The sequence below is a fragment of the Marinomonas sp. 63XJN7_9_ISO-PGPR-S23-217 genome (assembly GCF_056173515.1).
Window position 1 is genome coordinate 5,397,250 of the sequence record NZ_CM149678.1, and the last position, 25,437, is coordinate 5,422,686.

A 25,437-nucleotide genomic window follows, 5' to 3' on the forward strand; every position below is an offset into this window, starting at 1 on the left:
TTCAAGCATTTAAACACATTGGGTATATCACCCTTTACGATAACGAACGACAAACAGTAGACCCTTTATGGCTTTTGATCCCCATTCCCTGCGTCAAGACTTTCCTATTTTGTCACAACAGGCTTATGACCACCCACTGGTGTATCTTGATAACGCAGCGACCACACAAAAACCATTGAGCGTGCTGGATGCCATTCAGGATTACTATCGCTCTTTTAATGCGAACGTCCATCGGGGAGCGCATTATTTAAGTGACAAAGCCACCACGCGTTTTGAACAAGCGCGTGATACCGTCGCGGACTTTATAAATGCACCAGAGCAAAGCCACATCATCTGGAGTAAAGGCACCACAGAAGCCATCAATATGGTGGCCTACGGTCTTGAACATCTGCTCGAAAAAGGCGATGAAATTCTTATTACCAGCTTAGAACACCACGCCAACCTCGTCCCTTGGCAGCAATTGGCCTTTCGTACAGGCGCCCGTTTACGAATTTTACCTTTAACATCGCAAGGCGAATGGGAAGACGAATACGCAAGCTATTTTACCGATCGCACACGCATTTTTGCGACCACTCAAGTGTCTAATGCCATCGGTGTTCACACCCCCTTGAAAGCAATGTTAACGCAGGCTAAGCAGCACAACGCCTTTACCTTGGTTGATGGTGCCCAAGCCGTTGCGCATTATCCCATTGATGTACAAGCACTAGACTGCGACTTCTATGTGTTCTCAGGTCACAAAATGTATGGGCCAACTGGCATTGGGGTGTTATATGGGAAGTCTCATGCCCTAGAAGTATTAATTCCCTATCAAACGGGAGGGGAAATGGTGCAACATGTAACCTATCAATCAACACAATTCAATACACTCCCTTATCGATTGGAAGCCGGAACCCCTCACATTGAAGGTGCCATAGGACTGGCTGCCGCTTGTGAGTTTCTCACTCAACAAGATCGCCATGCCTTACTTGCTTGGGAGCAATCTCTGGCCCATCGCGTTTACACCCGCCTCCATAAAGAAAGTCACGTAGCTATTTATTCTCCAGAAAAACACACGACTCTAGTCTCGTTAAGTGTGCCCAATATCCATACTTTAGATTTAAATGCCTATCTAGATAGCCAAGGCATCGCCGTACGTGCAGGTAGCCACTGTGCCCATCCACTTATGTCACAATTAGGTGTGGCAGGAACGCTACGCGCCTCCTTTGCCTGTTACAATACCCTAGAAGAAGCAGACCGCTTCTGTGATGTTCTCCTAGAAGCCATAGACTTACTAACTGATGAATAGCAATGACTGACTTACCTCCCTACAACAGCATAAAACAGCAGCTGCAGGCCTGCCGCAGTAAAGAAGAAACCTTCAAAGCCTTGGTCGCCCTGAGTAAACGTTTAATCCGCTTAACCGCTGAAGAGAAAACCGAAGAGAATAGAGTAAAAGGCTGCGAAAGTGCCGTCTGGCTGATTATTGATAACAAGGATGATACCTACTCTATCAAAGCAGACAGCGACGCCAAACTTATGCGCGGCGTACTGGTAGCGATACTGAGTTTAGTACAAGGAAAAACGAAGACGGAAAGGCAAAAAATGGATTTGAAAGATGAACTGGAATCGCTGAACTTAGGTAGCTATCTTACTCAATCAAGAGCGAATGGGATATTAGCGATAATAGAAAAAATCAAGAAATGAGCGCCATCCTAGCGCTATCACGTAAAATGATATACCTTCCGATAGTGTTTTTTTCTCAGCTTCAATGCCCCAAAGACAATCACTAGTCCGATAGGAAAGCACCCAAAGGAGCCTGCTATCATCAAGTACATGCCCAATATTTTTTTGGGGGTATAAAGAAGAGCGGCACCAATAAAGGCTACGAAAAGCAGCAACAGCATGATCCAAGAAACCACATTAGGCACCATATAATATGGTGCCGAAGAAGCCCAAAAAACATACCCAGTTATCAGTGAATTTAGACACAGACCCATCCAAATGATCCACATAACCTTCCTCCATAATGTCCAGATGGCTAAAAAGCCAAAAACTGAATGTCATTATGAAAACAATAATACAGCGCAAGAGTGAGACTATGGCTATAATAATTGTAACATTTTGTTACAATTATTTAAAAATAAGTCACTATAGAGTTCTGATATAAAAACTCTGTTCTATAGACACGGGGACTAACTGTTATATTATGATTTTCATTATGCATAATACAGTGGGAATAGAGGTAAGACTCAGTAAAAACTGATTAGAGTAGCCGATACAGTAGCAATGAATTTCTTTCTACTAGCACCTTTATGAATCCACTAACCAAATGAAAAATAAAGAAAAAATAGGATTTCTCTGTAACACTTTTATCACTCCAGCCAAGACAAAAACTCTGCTAGAAACGTATAAAATCAATCGCCTTGTATACAAAATAACTAATTGAAATGTAAAACAGTAATTTTCTATTCAAACTCATGTAGATAAAATGACTATTCCAAATAAATTTTACCATCAAAGCAATATTGTATGTAATTAAAACATTTTGTGTAAAAAATAAGACTAGTAATAAAAAGTAAACAAACCATTTTTTCCTATTCAAAAAATAGGAAAAATTAATCGTTATATAGTAAACATTATCAATTAAATAGAAATATGTAGTAAAAAGTAAATAGCCAAACGAGGATAACACTCACCCTATCAAGTCAGGGCCGCCACCATTGTTATCTAACGTACTTAGAAGCTCTCCTCACTCCGCATCAATCACAACAGAAGGCATATAACGTTTAAATTCGGTTCTTATGGTGTCCTCACCTGCTGGGGTTAACCAGAAGCGAACAATAACAAGCTGTCTTTCTTTGCCATCAATAGAGTAGTTCACGACCCAAGCTCGTTTCTGCTCTTCAATGCGCACCACACTATCATAAGGTATCGATTTTTCTGCCACCATTTTAGAGGGTTTAATCGTAAAAAGATCATCCTTAAACACAACATAGGGCGTGTTTTGCCAATATTTCGCCGTCATATAACGAGATACCAACAAAAATAGCACTGGCAGCAATACAAAGTAATTGTTCATGTAAGCGCAAACTGCTAGCAAAGGAATACAAGACATCAACGCATAACGAAGGATTCGAAATGAGATATTCGCGCCTCGTTCGCCGTAAATAATCGTCTCTTTGTGATCTGCATTCATTGAATCTACCACCTTATTTCCTCTTGTTTATAGTGCTTAAAAAATTCTCTTAATGTTCAACGTCAAAAAGCCGCAAATTGCTTCCTTTGGGTAACTCGCCAGACACCGCTATTTTCCTTAAGTCCACTATCAATTCGCCTTCTGCGCCAGTTTTTCCAACACCCGACTCACCGCCACAAAGCCAAAAGTTGCGGTCACCACAGTGCTGGCACCAAAGCCCGTATCGCAGTTCATTTTGGTTTCGCTATCGCCTTTTTGACGCTGCTCGCACACAGTACCATCCAGCTGAGGGTATTTCAGTTGCTCCAACGAATACACACACTCAATGTCAAAGCGACGTTTAAGATTACGAGAGAAGTTATAGTGGCGACGTAGAAAATTGCGCAGCTTGGCCGCCAGTGGGTCTTGCTCAGTACGGGATAAATCGGCAATACGAATTTGCGTTGGATCAGTTTGTCCACCCGCTCCACCCACTGTAATGATCTTGTGCTTATTACGTTTACACCAAGCGATAAGTGCTGCTTTAGGCTTTAAACTATCAATCGCATCCACAATATAGTCAAACTTCTCGGACAGTAGCTCAGGGATGTTGTCAGGCGTGATAAAGTCTTCAATGCAGGTTACCTGGCATTCAGGATTAATCAGTTTTATACGCTCTTCCATAGCCTCCACTTTGGGCTTGCCTATATTGCCATCAAGAGCGTGGATTTGACGATTGGTATTAGTAACACACACATCGTCCATATCGATCAGCGTAATATGACCAATGCCAGAGCGAGCCAAAGCTTCAGCTGCCCAGGACCCCACTCCACCAATGCCAATGACACACACTTTCGCTTTAGAAAAAACGTCGTAAGCGGCATCGCCATACAAACGGCGAATGCCCCCAAATCGTTGATCATTTGTCACTTTTCACTCCTCACAGACAGATCGTTCTGCGCTTTTTTCTTTCAATACGTGTATTCTTTAACTCGATATGACGTCTGTCGTGATAAACATCAACATTAACCAACTGTGAGCGATATGATCGAGCAAACCTTTGAACAACTCGGCCTAACCCCAAGAGAATCTCTACTGTACCAAACCCTATTAAAATTAGGCCCCTCTTCTATCCGCGACATTGCTGAACACAGCGGCATTAACCGTGGTACCGCCTACGAATCACTTAAGCAATTGCAAAGCAAAGGAGTCGTCAGTTATTTCCCGAAAGGGAAAAGGCGATTTTTTACAGCAGAAAACCCAGAGATTTTACTCAGTCTTGCGGAAGATCGGCGTCATCGTTTGGACAAAACCATTGAAACTCTCAAAACCACCATCATTCCCAACTTACATCAGCAACAGCCCGAGTATCATCACACTAATGTACGCTATTATGAAGGGGACGATGGCATCGAATGGGTATTACGCGATATTTTAAACGTCGTGTCGCAACAAGACCACAAAGAATATTGTGTGTTTTCCTCCAAACCGATTCGACCTTACTTATATCGCCCCTTTCCTAACTACACAAAACAGCGAGTGAAACTAGGCATCAACGTAAAAGTGATTGCCCTTGGAGAAGGGGGAGAAGAGGCGGAACTATCACAACGAAAATGGATTAAAACCGAAGGCTCCGTGGATGCCAGCTACATTGCTATCTACCCACCAAAATGTGCCATCATCTCTCTTGTCAGCAAAAACTTTCCATCGGCCGTAGTTTTAGAATCTAAAGACATCGCCAGCGCCCAACAAATTATCTTTGATACCCTTTGGAAGATGCTCTAGGTATCTGGTCAGTTACACTCTTTTACATAAAGGTGATTTTCCGCTACCATCAGACAATCAAAAACACTTACTCTAGGGACCTTTCTGAAAAAGGATTTTTTATGTTATCGCCAAGTGAACGAAGAGCTGCCTACCCACAAGCCCTATCCAGCCAACAGGCTCAAAGACTGCAATCCACCATGTTTCGAAATAAATATGAGCTATATATTATTTCATTATATGAAATGGATAAAATCGTTGAATCAGCCATGAAATCAGGCAAAAAAATTTCCTAAGATCTTTGGAAAAAAATTAAATGGGTTGCTGAAAAATCAGCAAACTACTACGACACAAGTGAAAACATAATCACTGTCACTAAAATTGTTGGGGAACTTGGCGGAATAGCGGCTAAAGTACAAATTAGAAACTATAAAGGTAAACCTCATATTATATTTAAGGGCAATCCTGAGCTTCGAAAAACCTTATCTAAAAGAGTCTATAAACTAAAAGACGCGAGAATAGTAAAACTTGGTTTAGGCCGCGCTCCTTTAATAAATGGTATTAAAGATGGAGGGATACTAACGATTTATCTTGTTACCGCTTATAGGGTATTAGACTACTTTCTGACAGATAATATGACATTAACACAGTTAGTCGGCACACTTGCAAAAGATATTGTAAAAATTGGCATAGCAACTGGTGTGTCAATCAGTGCTGCAATGTTTTTGACAGGTTTATCTTTTACTACTTTTGCAATAGGGCTACTGATTATTGTTATTGCTATAGGTGCCTTTACATCTACGTTATTAGATAAGTTTGATAGTGAATTTAATATCACAAATCAAGTGATAGAGTCAATAAATCACTTAGTTAAATTAGCACAAGAAAATAGAAAAAACTTGATTTATAATATCAATTTTTTATTAGATAGAGAAAAAGAAGAATTTGCAAATTACTTTAATGAGTCTATGTATCATATTATAAATAAAGGTGAAAAAATCACTTTAAGGTTTATAAGAAAAAGTATAAATAATGCACTTTCTATATTACCAAAAATCTAGGCGAGACTATATTATATGGATAAGCATGAAAATCCAGTTATTGTTCAAAAGTATATTGGTCCGTTTTGTTTTTTAATAGCAGGAATAGGCGGGGGTTATTGGTTCGTAAGCAATTTATTTTCCCTATTCATTAATTTTAATAAAAGCGTTATTCTAGTAAATCAAGGTGCTTATTATGCTTTAGGAGCATCTATTATTTTTTTTAGTATTTCTTTTATGGTAATACTTGATCAATAGATAATGAAACCTATTAATAATTATTGGATAAAAATAGGGAATAGATTAATTATTGTCGGCTTTATTCTAACCTTTTCTCTACCTTATATTATTTATTATTATGTAGAGTACTCTTTGATAAATAATGGCTACAACATTTGCGAATCAGCATCAAGAAACTGGTTATATATTCATAATACAGTATACGTTCATCAACCTCAAGCATGCTATAAGACGCTTGTTTATCCATAGCTTTGAAAGAATATTGATATGAAAAGTGCTCTAATTAAAAAATATATAACCCCATTTTGTTTTTTATCTTCGGGAATCATTTCTTTATATTTTTTTATTCAAAGTATTTACAAACTATTAAGAGAAATAAATGAAAATATTGTTTTAGTTAATCTAGGTTCTTATTATATGCTTGGAGCATCTATTGGATTATTAAGTCTTTCTTCACTTTTTATATTAGATCAATGGTCTAAAAAATCTATCAGTAAATATTGGTCAAATTTAATACAGAAAATATTTTTATTTGGTTTTATTTTATTATTTATATTACCCCATATTATTAATTATTTTGTGAGCAGCTATCTAGTAGACAATGGCTATCAAATTTGTGAAGCTGCATCCAGAAGTTGGCTTTATATCCATAAAATCGTTTATGTACATCCACCTCAGGAATGTTATAAAACGCTTGTTTACCCTTAGTGCTAAGAAAATTTAATGGAATAAAAGATGAAAATAGATATGGACCATATTATTGTACAAAAATACATTGGACCTATATGCTTTTTAGCCATAACAGTGATTTGCTTATATTATTTTATTGACAGTCTATATTATTTATCAAAAAATATACATAATAAGGTAGTGTTAATTAACCAAGGCTCTTATTATATGTGCGGAGCATCATTAGGTTTATTAAGCCTCTCATCTGTTTTGATATGGGATCAATGGTTTAAAAGAACTATTAATGATTTATGGCGAAAAGTAATTAGCTACATGTTGATTGCTAGTATCATTTTGACCTTTTCACTTCCTCATATTATTTATTACTTATCAAACCATTATTTAGTCAATAATGGCTATCAAATTTGTGAAGCTGCATCCAGAAATTGGCTTTATATCCATAAAATCGTTTATGTTCATCCACCCCAAGCATGCTATAAGACACTTGTCTTCCCTTAGGAAGAAGCATAAAAAAAGCAGCCATTCGGCTGCTCAGACTGCTGATAAAGTCCTCGCCATTCGGCGGGGATTTTTTATAATAACGGCATGCTTAAAGAACGCCCTCAAACCCAGTCTACTTTAGAGTTTGTTTCCATCGACGAGCTCGTCCCCAGTGATCACTTGCTTCGCAAGATTGATCGAATTATTGATTTTTCCTTTCTACATGATCTTGTGAAGGATTTTTATTGCGCGGATAACGGTCGTCCCGCTCTCGATCCTACTCTCATGTTTAAGTTGCTATTTATTGGCTACCTTTTTGGTATTCGTAGTGAACGTCAGTTGATTAGAGAGGTTCAAGTTAATGTCGCTTATCGTTGGTTCTTAGGTTTAGGCCTGACTGACAAAATTCCCGATGCTTCCACTTTGAGTGCAAACCGCACACGTCGTTTTAAGGAATCCGATATCTATCAAAAGATCTTTGATGAGATCGTACTCCAGGCTATAAAAAACAAGTTAGTTGGCGGAAACACCTTTTATACGGACTCCACACACCTTAAAGCCAATGCGAACAAAAAGCATTTTGAAAAAGTAGTGGTTGAACAGTCCCGACAGGCGTATATGGATGAGCTCGATAAGGCCGTTGAGGAGGATCGACTCGTTCATGGAAAAAAGCCTTTACCACCTGAAAAAAACAAGGTGGAGAGTCGTGAAATCAAGCAGAGTACGACGGATCCAGAGAGTGGCTATATGGTACGAGATACTAAGCCCAAAGGGTTCTTCTACTTAGATCACCGAACGGTTGATGCACGTTGCAACATTATTACTGACGTACACGTCACCGCAGGCAATGTCCACGATGCTGTCCCTTATTTAGAGCGATTGGACCGAATCAAAGAACGCTTTAAGCTTTTCATCACATCGGTCGGAGTCGATGCGGGGTACTTTACCTCAGCAGTTTGTCATGGGTTAGAAGAACGACATATCTATGCCGTGATGGGCTATCGTCGTCCTAATCACAAGAAAGGCTTCTTCTATAAACGCGAATACAAGTACGACAGGGAACAAGATGTCTACTTCTGTCCGCAAGGTGAAAAACTCATTTACAAAACCACTTCTCGAGAAGGTTACCGTCACTACGACTCAGATAGCCTGATCTGCGCGAACTGCCCAGAAAAGCACCGCTGCACCACAAACAAAAAATCGGTCAAAACCATTACGCGTCATGTTTGGGAAGATAGCAAAGAACGCATCAATGCCCATCGGCTAACCCCATTAGGCAAAGTCATTTATGCCAGACGAAAGGAAACCGTGGAACGAAGTTTTGCCGACGCAAAAGAGCTGCATGGCTATCGATATGCACGATTTCGAGGAACAGATAAAGTAGCTTCTCAATGTCTATTAACGGCAGCCGCCCAAAATATGAAAAAGATAGCCTTAATGCTTAGCTAGAGGCTTTTATTTGTTCAAAAAAATGACGAAATCGATAGTCAGAGCCTTAATAAAAGGCCTCAAAGAGCTCTAAGTAACTAATGAGATATCTTGAGTCACTTAGGAAGGAATGTGAGCAAAAGACTCAGAAAAATAAAACCCCAGCAAAAAACTGGGGTTTATCAGTAACCTGAGCAGCCATTCGGCTGCTTTTTTGATTTCAGATTCCAGCACGTCCCTTTTATTTATGACGGAACTGCTGGATAGTACGCAAGCGCGCGACGGCTTCTGCCAATTCCGCTGTTGCACGAGAATAATCGACGTCTGGTTTTTGGTTCGCTAAAAGCTCTTGCGCATGTTGCTTCGCTTTTAGTGCCGCTTCCTCGTCAAGATCTCTTGCACGAATAGCTGTGTTAGCCAAAACGGTAATGCTGTTCGGTTGAACTTCTAAGAAGCCACCAGACACGAAGATAAACTCTTCATCACCATTTTCTTTAACCACATGAACAGGACCTGGTTGCAACGTTGTCAGCAATGGAGAATGCCCTGGCATAATGCCTAGGCCACCATAGCTGCCTGCAGCCGAAAGAGACTTAACGACTCCGCTAAAGATCTCTTGCTCAGCGCTTACGATATCGCAGTGTACTGCTGTGATAGCCATAAGTTGCCTCTCTTAGTCAGGCTCAGTAAGAGCGCGTCGCGCCCTTACTATGCGTGATGGTTAAAGTTTTTTAGCTTTCTCGACGGCTTCGTCGATGCTACCAATCATGTAGAACGCTTGCTCTGGCAAGTCATCAAACTCACCGTCTAGAATGCCTTTGAAACCACGGATAGTGTCTTTCAAAGAAACATATTTACCTGGTGCGCCGGTAAAGACTTCTGCAACGAAGAAAGGTTGAGACAAGAAGCGTTGGATTTTACGAGAACGGTTAACCGTTTGTTTATCTTCTTCAGATAGCTCGTCCATACCCAAGATCGCGATGATGTCTTTCAATTCTTTATAACGTTGCAATACCATCTGTACGCCACGTGCTACGTCGTAGTGCTCTTGACCGATAACTAATGGGTCAAGCTGACGAGACGTACTGTCTAGAGGATCGATCGCAGGGTAGATACCCAAAGAAGCGATGTCACGAGACAATACAACCGTTGCGTCCAAGTGAGAGAAGGTTGTTGCTGGCGATGGGTCAGTCAAGTCATCCGCAGGAACGTATACCGCTTGAACAGAGGTAATAGACCCTGTCTTAGTAGAGGTGATACGTTCTTGAAGAACACCCATTTCTTCCGCAAGCGTCGGCTGATAACCTACCGCTGATGGCATACGACCTAGCAATGCAGATACTTCGGTACCAGCAAGCGTATAACGGTAGATGTTATCGACGAAGAAAAGTACGTCACGACCTTCATCACGGAATTTTTCCGCCATGGTCAAGCCTGTCAAAGCAACACGTAGACGGTTACCTGGTGGCTCGTTCATTTGGCCGTATACGAGAGATACTTTATCGATTACGTTCGAGTCAGTCATCTCATGGTAGAAGTCGTTACCCTCACGAGTACGCTCACCTACACCGGCGAATACAGAGTAACCACTGTGCTCGATGGCGATGTTACGGATAAGCTCCATCATGTTTACGGTTTTACCTACACCGGCACCACCGAACAGACCAACTTTACCACCTTTCGCGAACGGACAGACAAGGTCGATTACCTTGATACCTGTTTCTAACAATTCGCTGCTAGCAGACTGTTCATCGTAGGAAGGTGCTTGACGGTGAATAGACCAACGCTCTTCTTCACCGATAGGGCCTTTTTCATCAATAGGATTACCTAGAACGTCCATAATACGTCCTAGTGTTTTGGTACCTACAGGGACCGATACTGGATGACCAGTGTTATCCACTGTCAAACCACGTTTCATACCATCTGTAGAGCCCATGGCGATGGTACGAACAACACCGTCGCCTAGTTGCTGTTGAACTTCTAACACCAACTCTTTCCCCTCGATAGTGAGGGCGTCGTATACTTTTGGCACATTGTCACGTGGGAATTCCACGTCGATGACCGCACCGATAATCTGTACGATTTGTCCGCTACTCATGTTCGGATCCTCTTAATACCTAAATACCTTAAACCGCTGCCGCGCCGCCAACTATCTCAGAAATTTCCTGAGTAATCGCTGCTTGACGAGCCTTGTTGTACACCAACTGCAATTCATCAATGATATCGCCTGCGTTGTCGGTTGCGTTTTTCATGGCAATCATTCGAGCGGCCTGTTCACACGCAATGTTTTCAACAACCGCTTGATATACCTGAGATTCTATGTAACGAACCAATAACTCGTTCAAAATATCAACGGCTTCCGGCTCATAAATGTAATCCCAATGGTGCTTTAACTCTGTATTCTCTTCTGGTTGCAATGGCAAAAGTTGATCAACCTTGGGTTTCTGAGTCATGGTATTCACGAACTCATTAGAAACCACATACAAACGGTCAAGACGACCTTCGTCAAATGCATCTAGCATTACTTTTACACTACCAACTAGATCGTCAGCTTTAGGTGTATCACCTAACCCAGTAAAAGCGGCTGCTACGTTTCCGCCGTAGTTACGGAAGAATGAAACCGCTTTAGAACCAATTGCACAGATATCAACCTGAACACCGGAATCAGAAAACTGCTTCATTTCTTTTAGTGCGGCTTTGAACACGTTAACGTTCAAACCACCACATAAACCACGATCAGAAGAGACTACGATATAACCAACACGCTTCGCCTCACGCTCGATAAGGTAACGGTGTTTATACTCAGGATTCGCGTTGGCCAAATGACCAACGACTTGGCGAATTCGTTCCGCATACGGACGAGAAGCGGCCATACGATCCTGAGCTTTACGCGTCTTACTGGCGGCTACTTTTTCCATAGCACGAGTAATTTTACGCGTATTGTTAATGCTCGAAATCTGAGTACGTATCTCTTTTCCGACTGCCATAATAGAACTGCCCTTGTGAGAATGTTATTTCACAAACTGCAAAGTAACATTGGTGATGGACTAAGCGAAGAGCCTATCACCAAGCTTATTACCAAGTTTGTGTCGCTTTAAACTTCTCGATTGCCGCTTTAAATGTCGCTTCAATCTCGCCGTTAAAATTGCCTGTTTTGTTGATGTCAGCCATTAGTTCAGCATGTTCGCTGTTCATGTAGCTAATCAACGCACTTTCAAAACTCGCAATCTTGCTTGTTTCAACATCCACAAGGTAGCCATCATTGGCAGCGTAAAGGACAATACCCATATCCGCTACAGGCATAGGAGAGAACTGCTTTTGCTTCATCAGTTCAGTAACCTGTTTACCATGTTCTAGCTGCTTACGAGTTGCTTCGTCTAAGTCAGATGCGAACTGAGCAAACGCTGCCAATTCACGGTACTGAGCTAAGGCCAGACGAATACCACCGCCTAGTTTCTTAACGATCTTAGTCTGTGCTGCACCACCAACACGAGAAACGGAAATACCCGCGTTCATCGCTGGACGAATACCCGCATTAAACAAGTTCGTTTCCAAGAAAATCTGACCATCTGTGATGGAGATTACGTTGGTTGGTACGAAAGCAGATACGTCACCACCTTGTGTTTCAATGATAGGCAATGCCGTCAAAGAACCCGTCTTACCTTTTACTTCACCGTTGGTGAATTTTTCAACGTAATCAACGCTAACACGAGATGCACGTTCTAGAAGACGAGAGTGGAGGTAGAATACGTCACCAGGGTACGCTTCACGACCTGGTGGACGACGAAGTAGCAACGAAATCTGACGGTAAGCCCAAGCTTGTTTCGTCAAATCATCGTATACGATCAATGCGTCTTCACCGCGATCACGGAAGTATTCACCCATAGTACAACCTGTGTACGGTGCTAAATACAACATTGCTGCAGGATCAGAAGCTCCCGCCACAACTACCGTGGTGTATGCCATTGCGCCTGCTTCTTCAAGCTTGCGAACAACGTTAGCGATAGTCGATTGTTTTTGACCAATCGCAACGTACACACACTTAATGCCGCTGTCTTTTTGCGCGATGATGGTGTCGATTGCCAGTGCTGTTTTACCCACTTGGCGGTCACCGATGATCAACTCACGCTGACCACGACCAACCGGAACCATGGAGTCAACCGCCTTGTAACCTGTTTGGATAGGCTGATCAACACCTTGACGAGCGATAACGCCTGGCGCGACTTTTTCGACTTTATCTGTCATTTTTGCATTGAGCGCACCTTTGCCGTCGATTGGGCTACCCAACGCGTCAACAACACGACCAAGCAATTCAGGACCCACTGGAACTTCCAGAATACGACCTGTACATTTTACTTTTTGACCTTCTACAAGGTCTTGGTATTGACCCAGTACTACCGCACCTACAGAGTCACGCTCTAGGTTCAAGGCCATACCGAAAATACCACCAGGGAATTCGATCATTTCCCCGTACATAACATCTGCCAAACCGTGAATCAGAACGATACCGTCTGCCACGCTGACAATTGTGCCCTCATTTTGGGCATCTGAAGAGACATCAAGGTTCTCGATGCGCTTCTTGATAATCTCGCTGATCTCAGATGGATTCAGTTGCTGCATGCTACATTCCTCAACCCTGGTTTCAATTTAAGAAACACTAGGAGTTTATCGCCTCGGCCAGTTTCGTCAATTTACCACGAACTGAGCCGTCGATGATTAAGTCACTGGTACGGATAACCACGCCACCAATCAGGCTTGCGTCTGTTTCGTTAGTTAAGTTGATCTTACGATCCAACTTCTTCGCTAACGAATCGGCTAATGTTTGTGCTTGTTCTGCTGACAACTCAAAAGCAGACGTCAACTTAACATCGACGGCTTTTTCATAATTCAGTTTGAACTGTTGAAATAACTCAGAAATCGCAGGTAACAAGAGTAAACGCTTGTTTTCTGCAAGGTTAAGCAAAAATGCTTTACCTTGTTCAGTGGTTATTTCTTCACAAACCTGTGCCAGAGCGCTCGCTTTCTCTTGCGCACTAAAAGCAGGGTTTCCAAGTGCTGTTTTAAGCTTCGGTTGTTTTGTAACAGTAGCTAATATGCTCAGCATATTAGCCCATTCTGTAACATGACCTTGCTCACGAGCGACTTCAAAAGCTGCTTTGGCGTATGGCCGCGCGACGGTTTTAAGTTCAGCCATTAGATCCTCGCTTAAAGCTCTTTGGCGAGCTGTTCAACGATCTCGCTGTGTGCTTTTTCGTCAATAGTGGCGCCTAAAATTTTCTCGGCACCGGCAAAAGCAAGAGCAGAAACTTGTGCACGCAATGCTTCTTTGGCACGCACAACATCTTGCTCTATTTCAGCCTGAGCCGCTTCGCGAAGACGCTTGCCATCAGCAATTGCTTGCTCTTTCGACTCATCGATCAATTGGTTAGCACGTTTGTTAGCTTGTTCGATAATCTGGGCGGCATGTTCCTTGCTTTCGCGTAACGTTTGAGCGGCTTTTTCTTCAGCCAACTCTAACTCACGTGCTGCTTGGTTTGCTGCTTCAAAACTATCCGCAATCTTTTTCTTACGCTCTTCGAGCGCTTGCATTATAGGTGGCCATACATATTTCATGCAGAAGGCGATAAAAATCACAAAAGCGATTGCTTGGCCTATAATGGTTGCATTGATATTCATGCCTGTACCTCGTATGTTTGTCCGCTAATGGGGGATTAAAATCTTAACCAGCCACGGCGAACAGAACGTACATAGCCAAGCCGACTGCGATCATAGGAACCGCGTCAACCAAACTCATTACGATGAAGAACTGTGTACGCAATAAAGGAATTAATTCTGGCTGACGAGCAGCCCCTTCCAAATATTTACCACCTAGAATACCGATACCAATTGCCGCACCTAGAGCACCTAGGCCTAACATTAGAGCACCAGCAATAAACAACAACGATTGTTCCATTTTTCTCTCCTATAAACTCAACGTAAAGTACAAATAAAAACCTAAATTAGTGATGTTTCTGATGAGCCATATCCAAGTAAACAATGGTCAACATCATGAAGACATAAGCTTGCAATGCAATAATTAAAATGTGGAAAATAGCCCAGCCAATCTGTAACAGGCCGCTAAGAGGACCAAGGATCCATCCAGCACCGAACATGATTGCAAGCAAGATAAAGATCATTTCGCCAGCATAGATGTTACCAAATAGACGTAATGACAATGAAACAGGTTTGGAGATCAGGGATACCAATTCCAATACCAAGTTAATTGGGAATAACCATTTAGGGAACGGCTGGAACGCTAACTCACCTAAGAACCCGCCCAATCCTTTTACTTTGATGCCGTAAAAGACCATTAAAGCAAATACAACCAGTGCCATAGCAGACGTCGCATTGGGATCCGTTGTCGGAACCGCTTTAAAGAAAACATGGTGAGGATCCGCACCAAATACGTGTTCACCAACGAACACCGCAATTTGAGGTATTAAATCAACCATCACATCGTCTACAAGGTTCATCAGAAAAACCCAGACAAAAATGGTCAATGCAAGAGGAGCAACAAGAGGGTTACGGCCAGTAAAGGAGCTACGAACGTTCTCATCGACAAATTCGACAATCCATTCAGCAAAATTGACTAAGCCAGAAGGCACGCCAGATGTTGCTTTCTTCGCAGCACGACGGAAAAACCACATCATCAATACGCCAAGAAGAACAGACATCCCAATGGTATCAACATTGATTGCCCAAAATCCCATATTGGCAGCTTCCTGAGCAGTGTGAGCAAAGCCCCAAGAGCCATCAGCATGCTGCCCAAAAGTCAGGTTCTGTAAGTGATGTTTGATGTAACCTGAAGAACTAATTGTTTCACTCGCCATTTACTAAACCTCAAATTCTTCTAAGCAATTGTTCAATTTTTATGTAAAAAAAATAACACAGCTTGTGTTATTACAAAGCTCGCCAATAAAGTAAAGGCTGTTAGTTTCAACAGCCCGAATCCTAATGCAAACATGGCGAGGGTCCAACACCACCTCTCAATCATGCAGCGGTATACTTTATTTAAATCTTTTCTTGGATCCGATTTGTCTGCTTTTGCAGCGCGAATAAGATGCCATTTCTGCAACAGCGCATTTCCTATGGCAATTGAGCCGCCAAAAATCGCCGCCAGCGCGTTTTCTGTCCCTTGCACCCCATAAAACAATGCGGCCAATACGGCTAAGACTAATACCTGAGTAACCAGTAGCTTATTGATAAGCGTCGTATTTAATCTTCTATCCATCAGGCTTTAGCACCATTCGCAGTGAGTCGTTGCAATTGCACCATGATGAGACAAACATGCGCCATTATAGTTCGATAACCAATAGGGTCAATCTTTAATTATTGCTTACACTAACCTTACATTTGTACCAAAGCGTTAAGACATATGAATTCATGTCACAAACATTAAGGATAAGTAAATGCACAATTAAAATCCGACGCATTATATGGGTAATACAAACGATGATCAACTTAAACCGCTGTCAAAAAACACTCACTGATTAAGAAGTTCTGGCAATCTTGCGGACGATAATCGGGCCAATTTATTTTTTCGAGAACAGTTCACTTATCAATAACTCAAGGTGTTCAGGGTTACGATATTCGATCACCACCTTACCTTTTCCTTTTGCTGAAGGCTGAATTTTGACGGAAGCATTGATTTTTTGGCTAATTCTTTCTGCTTCAGCACTCAAGTCAGGAAGCTCAGGAGCGGCGTTATCTTCTTTAATAGGCGATTGATAATTTTTGACTAAGCGTTCGGTTTCACGCACTGATAAGGACTTTGTAACAACTTGTGAAGCGGCTTGAATTTGTTTGTCTTGCTCTAGAGGCAATAACGCTCTAGCGTGCCCCATTTCAATATCGCCATGCTCTAATAAGCGACGAACTTCTGGCGACAAACCAAGTAAGCGGAGTAAATTGGCGACCGTAGAGCGAGATTTGCCCACTGTATCAGCTACTTCTTGCTGAGTCAGATGAAAGTCTTCAATCAAACGTTGCAACGCTAACGCTTCTTCAACAGGGTTGAGGTCTTCACGTTGGATGTTCTCAATGAGGGCAAGCACCACGGCATCGGAATCTTCTACATGACGAATAATGACCGGGACTTGAGTTAACTCAGCTAATTTGGCAGCACGCCAGCGACGTTCACCAGCGATAATTTCATACTGGTTAGTACCGTTGGGGCGTACCACAATAGGCTGCATAATGCCTTGGTTACGAATTGATATTGCCAATTCATCCAAGTGTGCAGGGTTCATATCACGACGAGGTTGGAATTTGCCCTTAGAAAGCCACTCAACCGGTAAATAAGTCAGGCCTTTGATGGCTTCGCTGTGCTCAGATAACTCAACACTATCGGTCGGCGCTTTTTGTGGTGCCAGTAAAGCGTCCAGACCACGACCTAAGCCTCTTTTTTTCATCGTCATGTTTTAACCCTAATTGAAATCAGATCTTACTTGTCTTTGCGCATTATCACGCAGAGCGTTTACGGATAAATTCACCTGCTAAGGCAAGGTAAGCAATGGCACCACGGGACTCTTTTTCATAATGTAAAACAGGCAGTCCATAACTTGGCGCTTCAGCAAGGCGTATATTACGAGGTATCACCGTATCATACACCTTAGAACCGAAATGTTTTTGTAATTGACCCGATACATCATGGGTCAAACTAGGGCGAGGATCATACATGGTTCGCAGAATCCCCTCAATTTCTAGTGACGGATTTAAGGCATGGGTAATACGGTCAATGGTTTGCAATAACGCCGTCAACCCTTCTAGGGCATAATATTCACATTGAACCGGAATTAACACCCCTTGGGAAGCGGCCAACGCATTGACGGTTAACATGTTCAGCGCCGGTGGGCAATCAAGCAGGATAAAATCAAAGTCATTATCTACTTCATACAACCCCGCTCTTAAACGAGTTTCCTTACTGGGCAAGTCCAACAAAGCCACTTCTGCCCCGGTTAAATCCCCATTGGCGGGCAACACCCAATATTTACCAGGATTAGCCGTCTCTTCCATGACGGGCTTCATCACTTCTTTAACGCCATGGGTTCCCACTAAAACATCAAAGACACTCGTATCAAGCTCTTCTTTAATGAGACCGCTGCCTGTCGTGGCGTTCCCCTGGGGATCAAGGTCGATTAAAAGCACACGTCGCTTCATCGCGGCCAATGAGGCGGCGAGGTTTACACAGGTCGTGGTTTTACCCACTCCCCCTTTTTGATTCGTGACTGCGATTATTCTCGCCATGCTATTATCCTTTACGCACCATAATGACCATATGACGTTCAGCCTGTATATTCGGTACATTCAGCGATTTAATATCAACAACTTCCACTTCAGAAGGCAAAGCGGCAAGCTCTTTCTCTGGGTGTACCCCTTTCATTGCTAAAAAATTACCTGTGTCCTTTGGTAGTGGCAAGGTCCAGTTTATCATGTCTTGCAATGAGGCAAAGGCCCGTGAAATTACATGATCGTACTCACCTTGATGAGCATGTTTTTCAACCCGCTCATTTGCAACCGTAACATTATTAATGCCTAGCTCCATTTTTACCTGGGTTAAAAAACGGGTTTTTTTGCCATTACTATCTAGCAAAGTAAAGTGTTTTTCAGGGTAACAAATAGCAAGCACCATACCAGGTAACCCTGGTCCTGTCCCCACATCAATAATACGTTCACCTTTAATAAAAGGCAGTGTGGCCAGACTGTCTAATAAATGCAATGAGATCATTTGATCAACATCACGGATTGCCGTGAGGTTGTATGCCTTATTCCATTTTTGCAACATGGCAAGGTAGTCTACTAGAGTCTGAATGGTCTTATCAGATAAATGGGCGCCCATTTGTTGGGCGCCTTTTTGAATGGCAGCAAAATGTGTCACAGTCGAATCCAATTAATCGGCGTTATCGGCTGTAGATTCTAGGCACTTTTGCGTGTAATCGCACGTTTTTTCAAGTGAATTAATAGTAAGGACACCGCAGCGGGGGTCACACCTTGGATGCGTGACGCCGCAGCAAGCGTGGCAGGTCGTGCCTGAGTCAGCTTTTGCTTAATTTCATTGGACAGACCTTCCATCCTAGAATAATCCAAATCTTCCGGTAACGGCGTGTTCTCTTGACGACGCAAACGTTCAATATCTTCCGCTTGACGGGAAATATAACCTGCGTATTTCACAGCAATCTGAACTTGTTCGGACACTTGTTCATCAACCGCATCGGCAGGTGCATTTTTCAGATGAGCAATGTCGGCATACACCACCCCTGGACGCTTCAATAAATCCAACAAACTGTACTCATGAGAAATTGGCGTTTCCAATTTTGGATTAATAACTTCAGCCTCAGGAGAATTGGGTACAATCCAGTTGGATTTAAGACGCTGAGTTTCCAATTCGATGGCTTCACGTTTTTTACAAAAAGCCGCCCAACGCTCATCCGATACCAAACCAAGTTCACGACCTTTTTCAGTTAAACGCATATCCGCGTTGTCTTCACGAAGAATCAAACGATACTCCGCACGGCTGGTAAACATACGATAGGGTTCTTTTGTTCCCATTGAAATCAGATCATCAACAAGCACGCCTAAATAAGCTTCGTCACGACGAGGTGTCCAAGCTTCTTTGTCTTGTGCTAATAAAGCAGCGTTTAAGCCCGCCAATAAACCTTGAGCGCCCGCTTCCTCGTAACCCGTTGTGCCATTAATCTGCCCAGCAAAGAACAAACCAGGCATGTGCTTGGTTTCTAAGGAATATTTCAAGTCTTGTGGATTGAAGTAATCGTATTCAATCGCATAACCTGGGCGAATGATATGCGCATTCTCCATACCTTTCATGGAACGCACCAATTCGATTTGTACGTCAAATGGCAAAGAAGTAGAAATGCCATTCGGATACAGTTCGTGGGTCGTTAAGCCTTCCGGTTCAATGAAAATCTGATGGGAGTTTTTATCCGCAAAGCGCACAATTTTATCTTCAATAGAGGGACAGTAACGTGGCCCAACCCCTTCAATCACTCCGGTATACATAGGCGAACGATCCATACCTGCACGAATGATATCGTGGGTGCGTTCATTGGTATGGGTAATAAAGCAATTGATTTGACGTGGATGCATTGAGCGATCGCCCATATAAGACATCACAGGCGTTATATCATCACCAGGTTGTTCTTGCATTTGGTTAAAGTCGACCGAGCGCGCATCTATTCGTGGGGGTGTCCCCGTTTTAAGACGGTCTACTCGAAATGGCAAAGCACGCAATTTTTCTGCTAAGCCAATGGATGGAGGATCACCAGCACGACCACCAGAATGGTTTTGTAAACCAACATGAATCACGCCACCTAAAAAAGTGCCCGCTGTCAACACAACGGTTTTACTATTAAAACGAATGCCCGTTTGCGTAATGACACCCCGAGCCGCACCATTTTCAACAATCAGATCTTCGGCTGATTGTTGGAATAACCAAAGATTTTCTTGGTTTTCCAATTGATAACGAATGGCTGCTTTATAAAGAATACGGTCAGCTTGAGCACGCGTGGCTCGAACAGCAGGCCCCTTGCGAGAGTTCAATGTACGAAACTGAATACCCGCTTTATCAGTAGCAAGTGCCATCGCGCCATCCAAAGCATCAATTTCTTTTACTAGGTGCGACTTCCCAATACCACCAATGGCTGGGTTACAGGACATTTGTCCTAATGTTTCAATGTTGTGTGACAATAAAAGTGTTTTCACACCCATACGAGCTGCTGCTAAAGCGGCTTCTGTGCCGGCATGACCACCACCAACCACAATCACATCAAAGCGACTTGGGAAATCCACGGGAACCTCGGTATTGCTAATAAATAAATGACTAATGAATAAAAAACGAACAGATTCGATAAGGTGGCCTAGTATATCGGCTAATTTTGAAAAAGAAAGAGAGATAAACGACTATTCCCCGGTCATCAATATTAATAAAATCATTATGTATATAGGGTTTTTATGTTAGTTATGTTTATGTAGAACCTCTATTTTTGTTAACAACCAATAAAAATCCTTATATTTCATTTAGTTATAGAATTCACATCTTGTTGATGTATGGTCTACTTACCTGTGATATGAACAGACTGAACTTGTGAATAACTTGAGTACTTATACACTAGTGTCTTTTTCTTTCTGAGTTGTTAAAAACTGTGCAAAACTTCTTATTTATCTATCACCATAGTTATCAACAGTTGGAAAAAATGTATTTTTTATTTGTTTTTATTTGTTTTTAAAGGTTTTTTTATAGTAGTGCACAGGGGGTTTTTGGCCTGTTAGTAAAAAATAGTCCACAAGCGAAAAAAAGAAAAAAATTTTAACTTTCACATTTGCTCAAAAAAATAATGTGAATAATTTTGCTGTCAACAGGTTGACATGGGATAAGTTTGAGCTGTGTATAAAGTTTTTCACGGACCAAAATATTGAAATTGTGGGTAACTTCGTCATTTTCGCAGGCGCCTGTTAATGACTTGTCTGGTAGGGTAAGCAGGAGAAGCATCAATTAATAAGAAACAAGGCCAAAAAAAAGCGCCAACTAGGCGCTTTTTGACTATAAGACGTTATAAAGCTAGATGTTAAGCGCTTTTCAGGCTTTGCATATCAATGATAAAGCGATATTTCACATCGCCTTTTTTCATACGTTGATAAGCTTCATTGATATCTTGGATGTTGATCATCTCCGCATCACACTCAATCTGGTGTTCCGCACAGAAATTCAACATTTCTTGTGTTTCAGCGATACCACCGATTAACGACCCCGTAAGTATTCGGCGCTTCATGACCAAGTTTCCGGCGTGAACCGGTGGTTCAACAGGTTCAATAAGACCGACAAGAATGTGTGTGCCGTCGACTTTTAAGACACTAAGATAAGGGTTGAGATCGTGCTGTACTGGGATGGTATCCAACAAATAGTCAAACGTCAGCGCAGCGGCTTTCATTTGTTCTTCATCGGTTGACACAATGACGTGATCGGCACCTTGTTTTTTTGCTTCGGCGATTTTGCTTTCGGAGCGAGTAAAAATGGTGACTTCAGCACCGAAGGCTTTGGCAAATTTCACCCCCATGTGACCCAAGCCACCCATGCCCAAGACCCCTACTTTATCCCCTGCTTTGATGCCATTATGACGAAGTGGTGAATAAGTGGTGATGCCTGCGCATAATAAAGGGGCTGCTTTACTTAGCTCTAAGGTTTCTGGAATGGACAAAACGAACTTTTCTCGTACTACAATGTGGTCAGAATAACCGCCATAAGTGAGTGTGCCATCAATTAAATCATGGCCACCGTAGGTGCCCACAGCGCCATTATCACAATATTGTTCCAGGTCTGCGGCACAATGGGCACAATGCTGACAAGAATCGACCATACAGCCTACTCCGACAATGTCGCCTATTTTATATTGGCTCACTTTATTGCCGACTGCCGTGACTTTGCCGATGATTTCATGACCTGGTACGACAGGGTATTCACTTGGTCCCCAATCACTTTCAACGGTATGGATATCTGAGTGACAAACACCGCAGTAAAGAATATCAATATTCACATCATCTTCACGTAATGCGCGTCGTTCAAAAGTAAAAGGTGCTAAAGGTGTCGTTGCGGATGTCGCAGCATAAGCTTTTGCTTGACTCATTACTTAACTCCTAATCTGTTAGTGAATGTCTTAATGTGCTCTCAGTGTAGGGTAAATAGAGGAGATTATTGTTATGCAATTCTGGTAGTATTTTGCCTATTCCTACAAAAAGGCCGAACTCTTTATTTCCTACACAATGTTTGCCCGATATCTTATATAAGTGACCCGAAATGATGATAACTCCAGAAAAACAGAGCAGTTTAGTGGATTTACTGCGACCTATTGCCTCTTTGGAAGGCGTTAGAAGCAGCCTTATTGATCAGGTGCGTTTGATAAAATGCTCTAGAACGATTCCTCGTAGCCCCCTGATGTATCAACCGAGTTTGACCATCATCGCGCAAGGAAAAAAAATAGGATATATAGGAGAGCGAGAGATTCATTACAATTCGGGACACTACTTGGTACAGACCCTGCCTTTGCCTTTTGAATGCGAAACCTTTGCTACCGAAGATGAACCCCTATTAGGCTTATCCATCCATATTGATCCTGCTATGTTAGCAGAGCTGGTAGTGGATCCTGTGGAAATCGACCCTCACAAAAATGCTTCTTGTTCGCCTATGGCGTCTGTGGCCATGAGTAGTGGAATGCAAGAAGCCGTTATACGGCTTGTACGTGCGCTACATGATGAAACCACGGCAAAAATTATGGGGACTAGCCGAGTGCGAGAAGTGATTTTTGAAGCATTACAAAGCTCTCAAGGAGATGCCATTCGGGCGCTGGTGGCCAATCAAGGATTGTTCTCTCGTATTGTGTTGGCGCTCAAGCAAATGCATACCGAGCTGGATCAGGAAATACGGGTTGAGCAATTGGCAGAAAATGCCAATATGAGTGCGTCGAGCTTTCACCACCATTTTAAAAGTATAACGGGTTCTTCCCCTTTGCAATATTTAAAACGTTTACGCCTTCTCAAGGCGCAAATGTTGCTAAATCAGGGGATATTGGGGGTTGGACAGGTGTCTTTCGAGGTGGGCTATAAGAGTGTTCATCAATTTAGTCGCGACTATAAACGCTACTTTGGAGCGTCTCCTACCAAAGATAAATTAAGAGAAAATGCAGTGTTATAAAAGCGATATGGGTCAATCGGATTCTTAATGGTTGAATTAACTTTCTTGAATTTAATAGACGAGTGGTCTAAATTAATACCTATGACACTCAATTACTAGGAATAAGAATGTGCTCCACACTCTAGATGAATCTAAATCCAGTACTGACTTAGTAAATAAGCCTCGTCGCGGGAGGCCTAAAAAGTCATCATCAGATTCTCAGGATACTCGGGAAGCCTTGTTACGGGCTGGTATGTTGATATTGACGGAATCTGGTTTTACCCGCAGTGGTATTGAGCCAATTCTAAAATCGATTGGCGTACCCAAGGGATCTTTTTACCACTACTTCTCTAGTAAAGAGGCCTTTGGATTGGCCGTTTTAGAGCGTTACCGACGCTATTTTGAAGCGAAACTAGATGGCTTTTTACTAGATGAGGCATTCTCTCCGCTGGAACGATTACAACGTTTCGCTAAGGACGCTCAGGATGGCATTGTCCGTCATGAGTTTAAGCGTGGCTGTTTAGTGGGGAATTTAGAACAAGAATCTAGCCTATTGTCTGAATTTTTTCGAGAACAATTGCAAGCGACCTATCAAAGCTGGCAGGCGCGGGTAGCAGAGTGTTTATTAGAAAGTCAAAAGCAAGGTGAAATGGATTTACAAGTCAGTATTGAACAGACGTCTCAAGCATTTTGGATTGGTTGGGAAGGTGCGGTTCATCGGGCTAGGTTGATAAAAAGCATTCAACCCTTGAGCCTGTTTATGGCATTTTTTATCAAAGCAATTCAATCTAAAACGTATTAAAAATACCAACCAAGTATCAATACTTGGTTTTTTTGTTATTTAATTAGACGATCAGTCTAAATTTGGAGGGTTTATGTTTAAAGGCTTATTGATCACGCAAGAAGACAAGAAAAACTTGGCATCCATCGTTGAGCTAAATGAAGATCAGTTACCCGAGGGTGATGTTCTAGTCGATGTTCACTACAGTACGATAAATTATAAAGACGGTATGGCGATCACTGGAAAGGGTCCCATTATCCGTTCCTTTCCAATGGTGCCGGGGATTGATCTGGTTGGACAAGTCATGAAAAGTGATTCTCCGCGCTTTTCCAAAGGGGATTTGGTCATTCTCAATGGTTTTGGTGTTGGTGAAAAACACTGGGGAGGTCTATCAGAAAAAGCCCGTTTAAAAAGTGATTGGCTAATCCCACTTCCTAAAACAATCGAAGCCAAACACGCTATGGCCATTGGTACGGCCGGTTACACTGCCATGCTGTCTGTACTCGCGTTGGAAAAACAGGGAGTAACGCCGGAGTCTGGAGAAGTTTTAGTCACTGGTGCAAATGGCGGGGTTGGCAGCTTTGCGATTCGTCTATTAAGTCGTTTGGGGTATCGCGTGGTAGCCTCCACAGGTCGAATGGCAGAAAGTGATTATCTAAGAAGCTTAGGTGCGAATGAAATCATTGATCGGGATTATCTGTCTGAACTAGGAAAGCCGCTGCAAAAAGAACGTTGGGCTGGTGCTATCGATTGTGTTGGCAGTCATACGCTAGCAAACGTGTGTGCCAGTACCCAATATGGTGGTGTGGTAACCGCCTGTGGCCTTGCCCAAGGTATGGATTTTCCGGCTTCGGTTGCCCCGTTTATTTTACGCGGCATTAAATTAATTGGTATTGATAGTGTCATGCGTCCACTTGAAGACCGCATCGAGGCATGGGAACGTTTAGGTGAACTATTAAAATCGGAAGACTTCGCGACGATTAGCCATGAGATTACCCTCGATGAGGTGGTTGAAACGGCCCATGCTCTAATGAATGGCAAGGTTCGTGGCCGTATTGTTGTGAATATGAAACCCTAGATTTAATGGCTGTTACCTGCCCTACTATAAATTGTTCCAGTTGGAGCGGTTTATAGTAGGATA

At 42.4% G+C, this 25,437-nt stretch carries 28 protein-coding genes; 12 read left to right on the forward strand and 16 right to left on the reverse strand.

Annotated features, from left to right (window positions below):
• Nucleotides 1–67: 67 nt before the first annotated feature.
• Entirely contained in the window at nucleotides 68–1,285 is a 1,218-nt protein-coding gene (locus AC0VYI_RS25080) for an aminotransferase class V-fold PLP-dependent enzyme (protein ID WP_475446334.1), read from the forward strand.
• 2 nt (nucleotides 1,286–1,287) lie between these two features.
• Nucleotides 1,288–1,683: a SufE family protein gene (locus tag AC0VYI_RS25085; RefSeq protein ID WP_475446336.1), complete on the forward strand. Its 396-nt coding sequence runs from the start codon at nucleotides 1,288–1,290 to the stop codon at nucleotides 1,681–1,683.
• Between the two features lie 1,045 nt (nucleotides 1,684–2,728).
• Here the strand turns inward: AC0VYI_RS25085 and AC0VYI_RS25090 are convergent.
• Complete coding sequence (locus tag AC0VYI_RS25090) at nucleotides 2,729–3,175, reverse strand: hypothetical protein (RefSeq protein WP_475446338.1); 447 nt, start codon at nucleotides 3,173–3,175, stop codon at nucleotides 2,729–2,731.
• Between the two features lie 129 nt (nucleotides 3,176–3,304).
• A complete protein-coding gene (gene tcdA, locus AC0VYI_RS25095; protein WP_475446340.1) occupies nucleotides 3,305–4,084 on the reverse strand; it encodes a tRNA cyclic N6-threonylcarbamoyladenosine(37) synthase TcdA in 780 nt (259 codons plus the stop codon).
• A gap of 114 nt (nucleotides 4,085–4,198) precedes the next feature.
• Between tcdA and AC0VYI_RS25100 the strand changes: the two genes are divergently transcribed.
• From AC0VYI_RS25100 to AC0VYI_RS25130, 7 genes are all read left to right on the forward strand, one after another.
• Nucleotides 4,199–4,939: a TrmB family transcriptional regulator gene (locus tag AC0VYI_RS25100; RefSeq protein ID WP_067011727.1), complete on the forward strand. Its 741-nt coding sequence runs from the start codon at nucleotides 4,199–4,201 to the stop codon at nucleotides 4,937–4,939.
• A gap of 101 nt (nucleotides 4,940–5,040) precedes the next feature.
• A complete protein-coding gene (locus AC0VYI_RS25105; RefSeq protein ID WP_475446342.1) occupies nucleotides 5,041–5,214 on the forward strand; it encodes a hypothetical protein in 174 nt (57 codons plus the stop codon).
• A gap of 339 nt (nucleotides 5,215–5,553) precedes the next feature.
• Nucleotides 5,554–5,979, forward strand: coding sequence for a hypothetical protein (locus AC0VYI_RS25110; protein ID WP_475446343.1), 426 nt, complete (start codon nucleotides 5,554–5,556; stop codon nucleotides 5,977–5,979).
• Nucleotides 5,980–5,994: 15 nt separating this feature from the next.
• On the forward strand, nucleotides 5,995–6,216 hold the full coding sequence (locus AC0VYI_RS25115) for a hypothetical protein (RefSeq protein WP_475446345.1): 222 nt from the start codon (nucleotides 5,995–5,997) through the stop codon (nucleotides 6,214–6,216).
• A 249-nt stretch (nucleotides 6,217–6,465) separates the two neighbouring features.
• Entirely contained in the window at nucleotides 6,466–6,906 is a 441-nt protein-coding gene (locus tag AC0VYI_RS25120) for a hypothetical protein (protein ID WP_475446346.1), read from the forward strand.
• Nucleotides 6,907–6,933: 27 nt separating this feature from the next.
• Entirely contained in the window at nucleotides 6,934–7,386 is a 453-nt protein-coding gene (locus AC0VYI_RS25125) for a hypothetical protein (protein WP_475446347.1), read from the forward strand.
• Between the two features lie 87 nt (nucleotides 7,387–7,473).
• Nucleotides 7,474–8,817 (forward strand): IS1182 family transposase, encoded by a 1,344-nt coding sequence (locus AC0VYI_RS25130; RefSeq protein WP_475446348.1) that lies wholly within the window; start codon nucleotides 7,474–7,476, stop codon nucleotides 8,815–8,817.
• A 220-nt stretch (nucleotides 8,818–9,037) separates the two neighbouring features.
• On the opposite strand, the gene AC0VYI_RS25135 is transcribed toward AC0VYI_RS25130, so the two are convergent.
• The 14 genes from AC0VYI_RS25135 to AC0VYI_RS25200 all read right to left on the reverse strand — a co-directional run bounded on the left by AC0VYI_RS25135 (nucleotide 9,038) and on the right by AC0VYI_RS25200 (nucleotide 22,472).
• Complete coding sequence (locus AC0VYI_RS25135) at nucleotides 9,038–9,457, reverse strand: F0F1 ATP synthase subunit epsilon (protein ID WP_067340578.1); 420 nt, start codon at nucleotides 9,455–9,457, stop codon at nucleotides 9,038–9,040.
• A gap of 60 nt (nucleotides 9,458–9,517) precedes the next feature.
• Complete coding sequence (gene atpD, locus AC0VYI_RS25140; protein WP_067011731.1) at nucleotides 9,518–10,894, reverse strand: F0F1 ATP synthase subunit beta; 1,377 nt, start codon at nucleotides 10,892–10,894, stop codon at nucleotides 9,518–9,520.
• A 28-nt stretch (nucleotides 10,895–10,922) separates the two neighbouring features.
• A complete protein-coding gene (gene atpG, locus AC0VYI_RS25145; RefSeq protein WP_199476542.1) occupies nucleotides 10,923–11,783 on the reverse strand; it encodes a F0F1 ATP synthase subunit gamma in 861 nt (286 codons plus the stop codon).
• An 88-nt stretch (nucleotides 11,784–11,871) separates the two neighbouring features.
• Nucleotides 11,872–13,416, reverse strand: coding sequence for a F0F1 ATP synthase subunit alpha (gene atpA / locus AC0VYI_RS25150; RefSeq protein ID WP_199476543.1), 1,545 nt, complete (start codon nucleotides 13,414–13,416; stop codon nucleotides 11,872–11,874).
• Nucleotides 13,417–13,453: 37 nt separating this feature from the next.
• On the reverse strand, nucleotides 13,454–13,990 hold the full coding sequence (locus AC0VYI_RS25155; protein WP_199476544.1) for a F0F1 ATP synthase subunit delta: 537 nt from the start codon (nucleotides 13,988–13,990) through the stop codon (nucleotides 13,454–13,456).
• Nucleotides 13,991–14,001: 11 nt separating this feature from the next.
• Nucleotides 14,002–14,472, reverse strand: a complete 471-nt coding sequence (locus AC0VYI_RS25160) for a F0F1 ATP synthase subunit B (RefSeq protein ID WP_199476545.1) — start codon at nucleotides 14,470–14,472, stop codon at nucleotides 14,002–14,004.
• A gap of 43 nt (nucleotides 14,473–14,515) precedes the next feature.
• Nucleotides 14,516–14,749, reverse strand: a complete 234-nt coding sequence (atpE, locus tag AC0VYI_RS25165) for a F0F1 ATP synthase subunit C (RefSeq protein ID WP_067011741.1) — start codon at nucleotides 14,747–14,749, stop codon at nucleotides 14,516–14,518.
• Nucleotides 14,750–14,795: 46 nt separating this feature from the next.
• On the reverse strand, nucleotides 14,796–15,665 hold the full coding sequence (gene atpB / locus AC0VYI_RS25170) for a F0F1 ATP synthase subunit A (RefSeq protein ID WP_199476546.1): 870 nt from the start codon (nucleotides 15,663–15,665) through the stop codon (nucleotides 14,796–14,798).
• 32 nt (nucleotides 15,666–15,697) lie between these two features.
• Entirely contained in the window at nucleotides 15,698–16,066 is a 369-nt protein-coding gene (locus AC0VYI_RS25175; RefSeq protein ID WP_199476547.1) for an ATP synthase subunit I, read from the reverse strand.
• 301 nt (nucleotides 16,067–16,367) lie between these two features.
• Nucleotides 16,368–17,252 carry a ParB/RepB/Spo0J family partition protein gene (locus AC0VYI_RS25180; RefSeq protein WP_199476548.1) on the reverse strand — a complete coding sequence of 295 codons (885 nt, stop codon included), beginning with the start codon at nucleotides 17,250–17,252 and terminating at the stop codon, nucleotides 16,368–16,370.
• Nucleotides 17,253–17,298: 46 nt separating this feature from the next.
• The gene (locus AC0VYI_RS25185) at nucleotides 17,299–18,081 is read right to left on the reverse strand and encodes a ParA family protein (protein ID WP_199476549.1); all 783 of its coding nucleotides are present in this window, start codon (nucleotides 18,079–18,081) and stop codon (nucleotides 17,299–17,301) included.
• 4 nt (nucleotides 18,082–18,085) lie between these two features.
• On the reverse strand, nucleotides 18,086–18,712 hold the full coding sequence (rsmG, locus tag AC0VYI_RS25190) for a 16S rRNA (guanine(527)-N(7))-methyltransferase RsmG (RefSeq protein WP_475446353.1): 627 nt from the start codon (nucleotides 18,710–18,712) through the stop codon (nucleotides 18,086–18,088).
• Nucleotides 18,713–18,750: 38 nt separating this feature from the next.
• A complete protein-coding gene (mnmG, locus tag AC0VYI_RS25195; RefSeq protein ID WP_475446355.1) occupies nucleotides 18,751–20,640 on the reverse strand; it encodes a tRNA uridine-5-carboxymethylaminomethyl(34) synthesis enzyme MnmG in 1,890 nt (629 codons plus the stop codon).
• Between the two features lie 776 nt (nucleotides 20,641–21,416).
• Complete coding sequence (locus tag AC0VYI_RS25200; RefSeq protein WP_475446357.1) at nucleotides 21,417–22,472, reverse strand: NAD(P)-dependent alcohol dehydrogenase; 1,056 nt, start codon at nucleotides 22,470–22,472, stop codon at nucleotides 21,417–21,419.
• Between the two features lie 170 nt (nucleotides 22,473–22,642).
• Between AC0VYI_RS25200 and AC0VYI_RS25205 the strand changes: the two genes are divergently transcribed.
• The 3 genes from AC0VYI_RS25205 (at nucleotide 22,643) to acuI (ending at nucleotide 25,374) form a co-directional block, all read left to right on the forward strand.
• The gene (locus AC0VYI_RS25205; protein WP_475446358.1) at nucleotides 22,643–23,536 is read left to right on the forward strand and encodes an AraC family transcriptional regulator; all 894 of its coding nucleotides are present in this window, start codon (nucleotides 22,643–22,645) and stop codon (nucleotides 23,534–23,536) included.
• Nucleotides 23,537–23,645: 109 nt separating this feature from the next.
• Nucleotides 23,646–24,317, forward strand: a complete 672-nt coding sequence (gene acuR, locus AC0VYI_RS25210) for an acrylate utilization transcriptional regulator AcuR (RefSeq protein WP_475446360.1) — start codon at nucleotides 23,646–23,648, stop codon at nucleotides 24,315–24,317.
• A gap of 73 nt (nucleotides 24,318–24,390) precedes the next feature.
• Complete coding sequence (gene acuI / locus AC0VYI_RS25215; RefSeq protein WP_475446362.1) at nucleotides 24,391–25,374, forward strand: acrylyl-CoA reductase (NADPH); 984 nt, start codon at nucleotides 24,391–24,393, stop codon at nucleotides 25,372–25,374.
• Nucleotides 25,375–25,437: the final 63 nt, after the last annotated feature.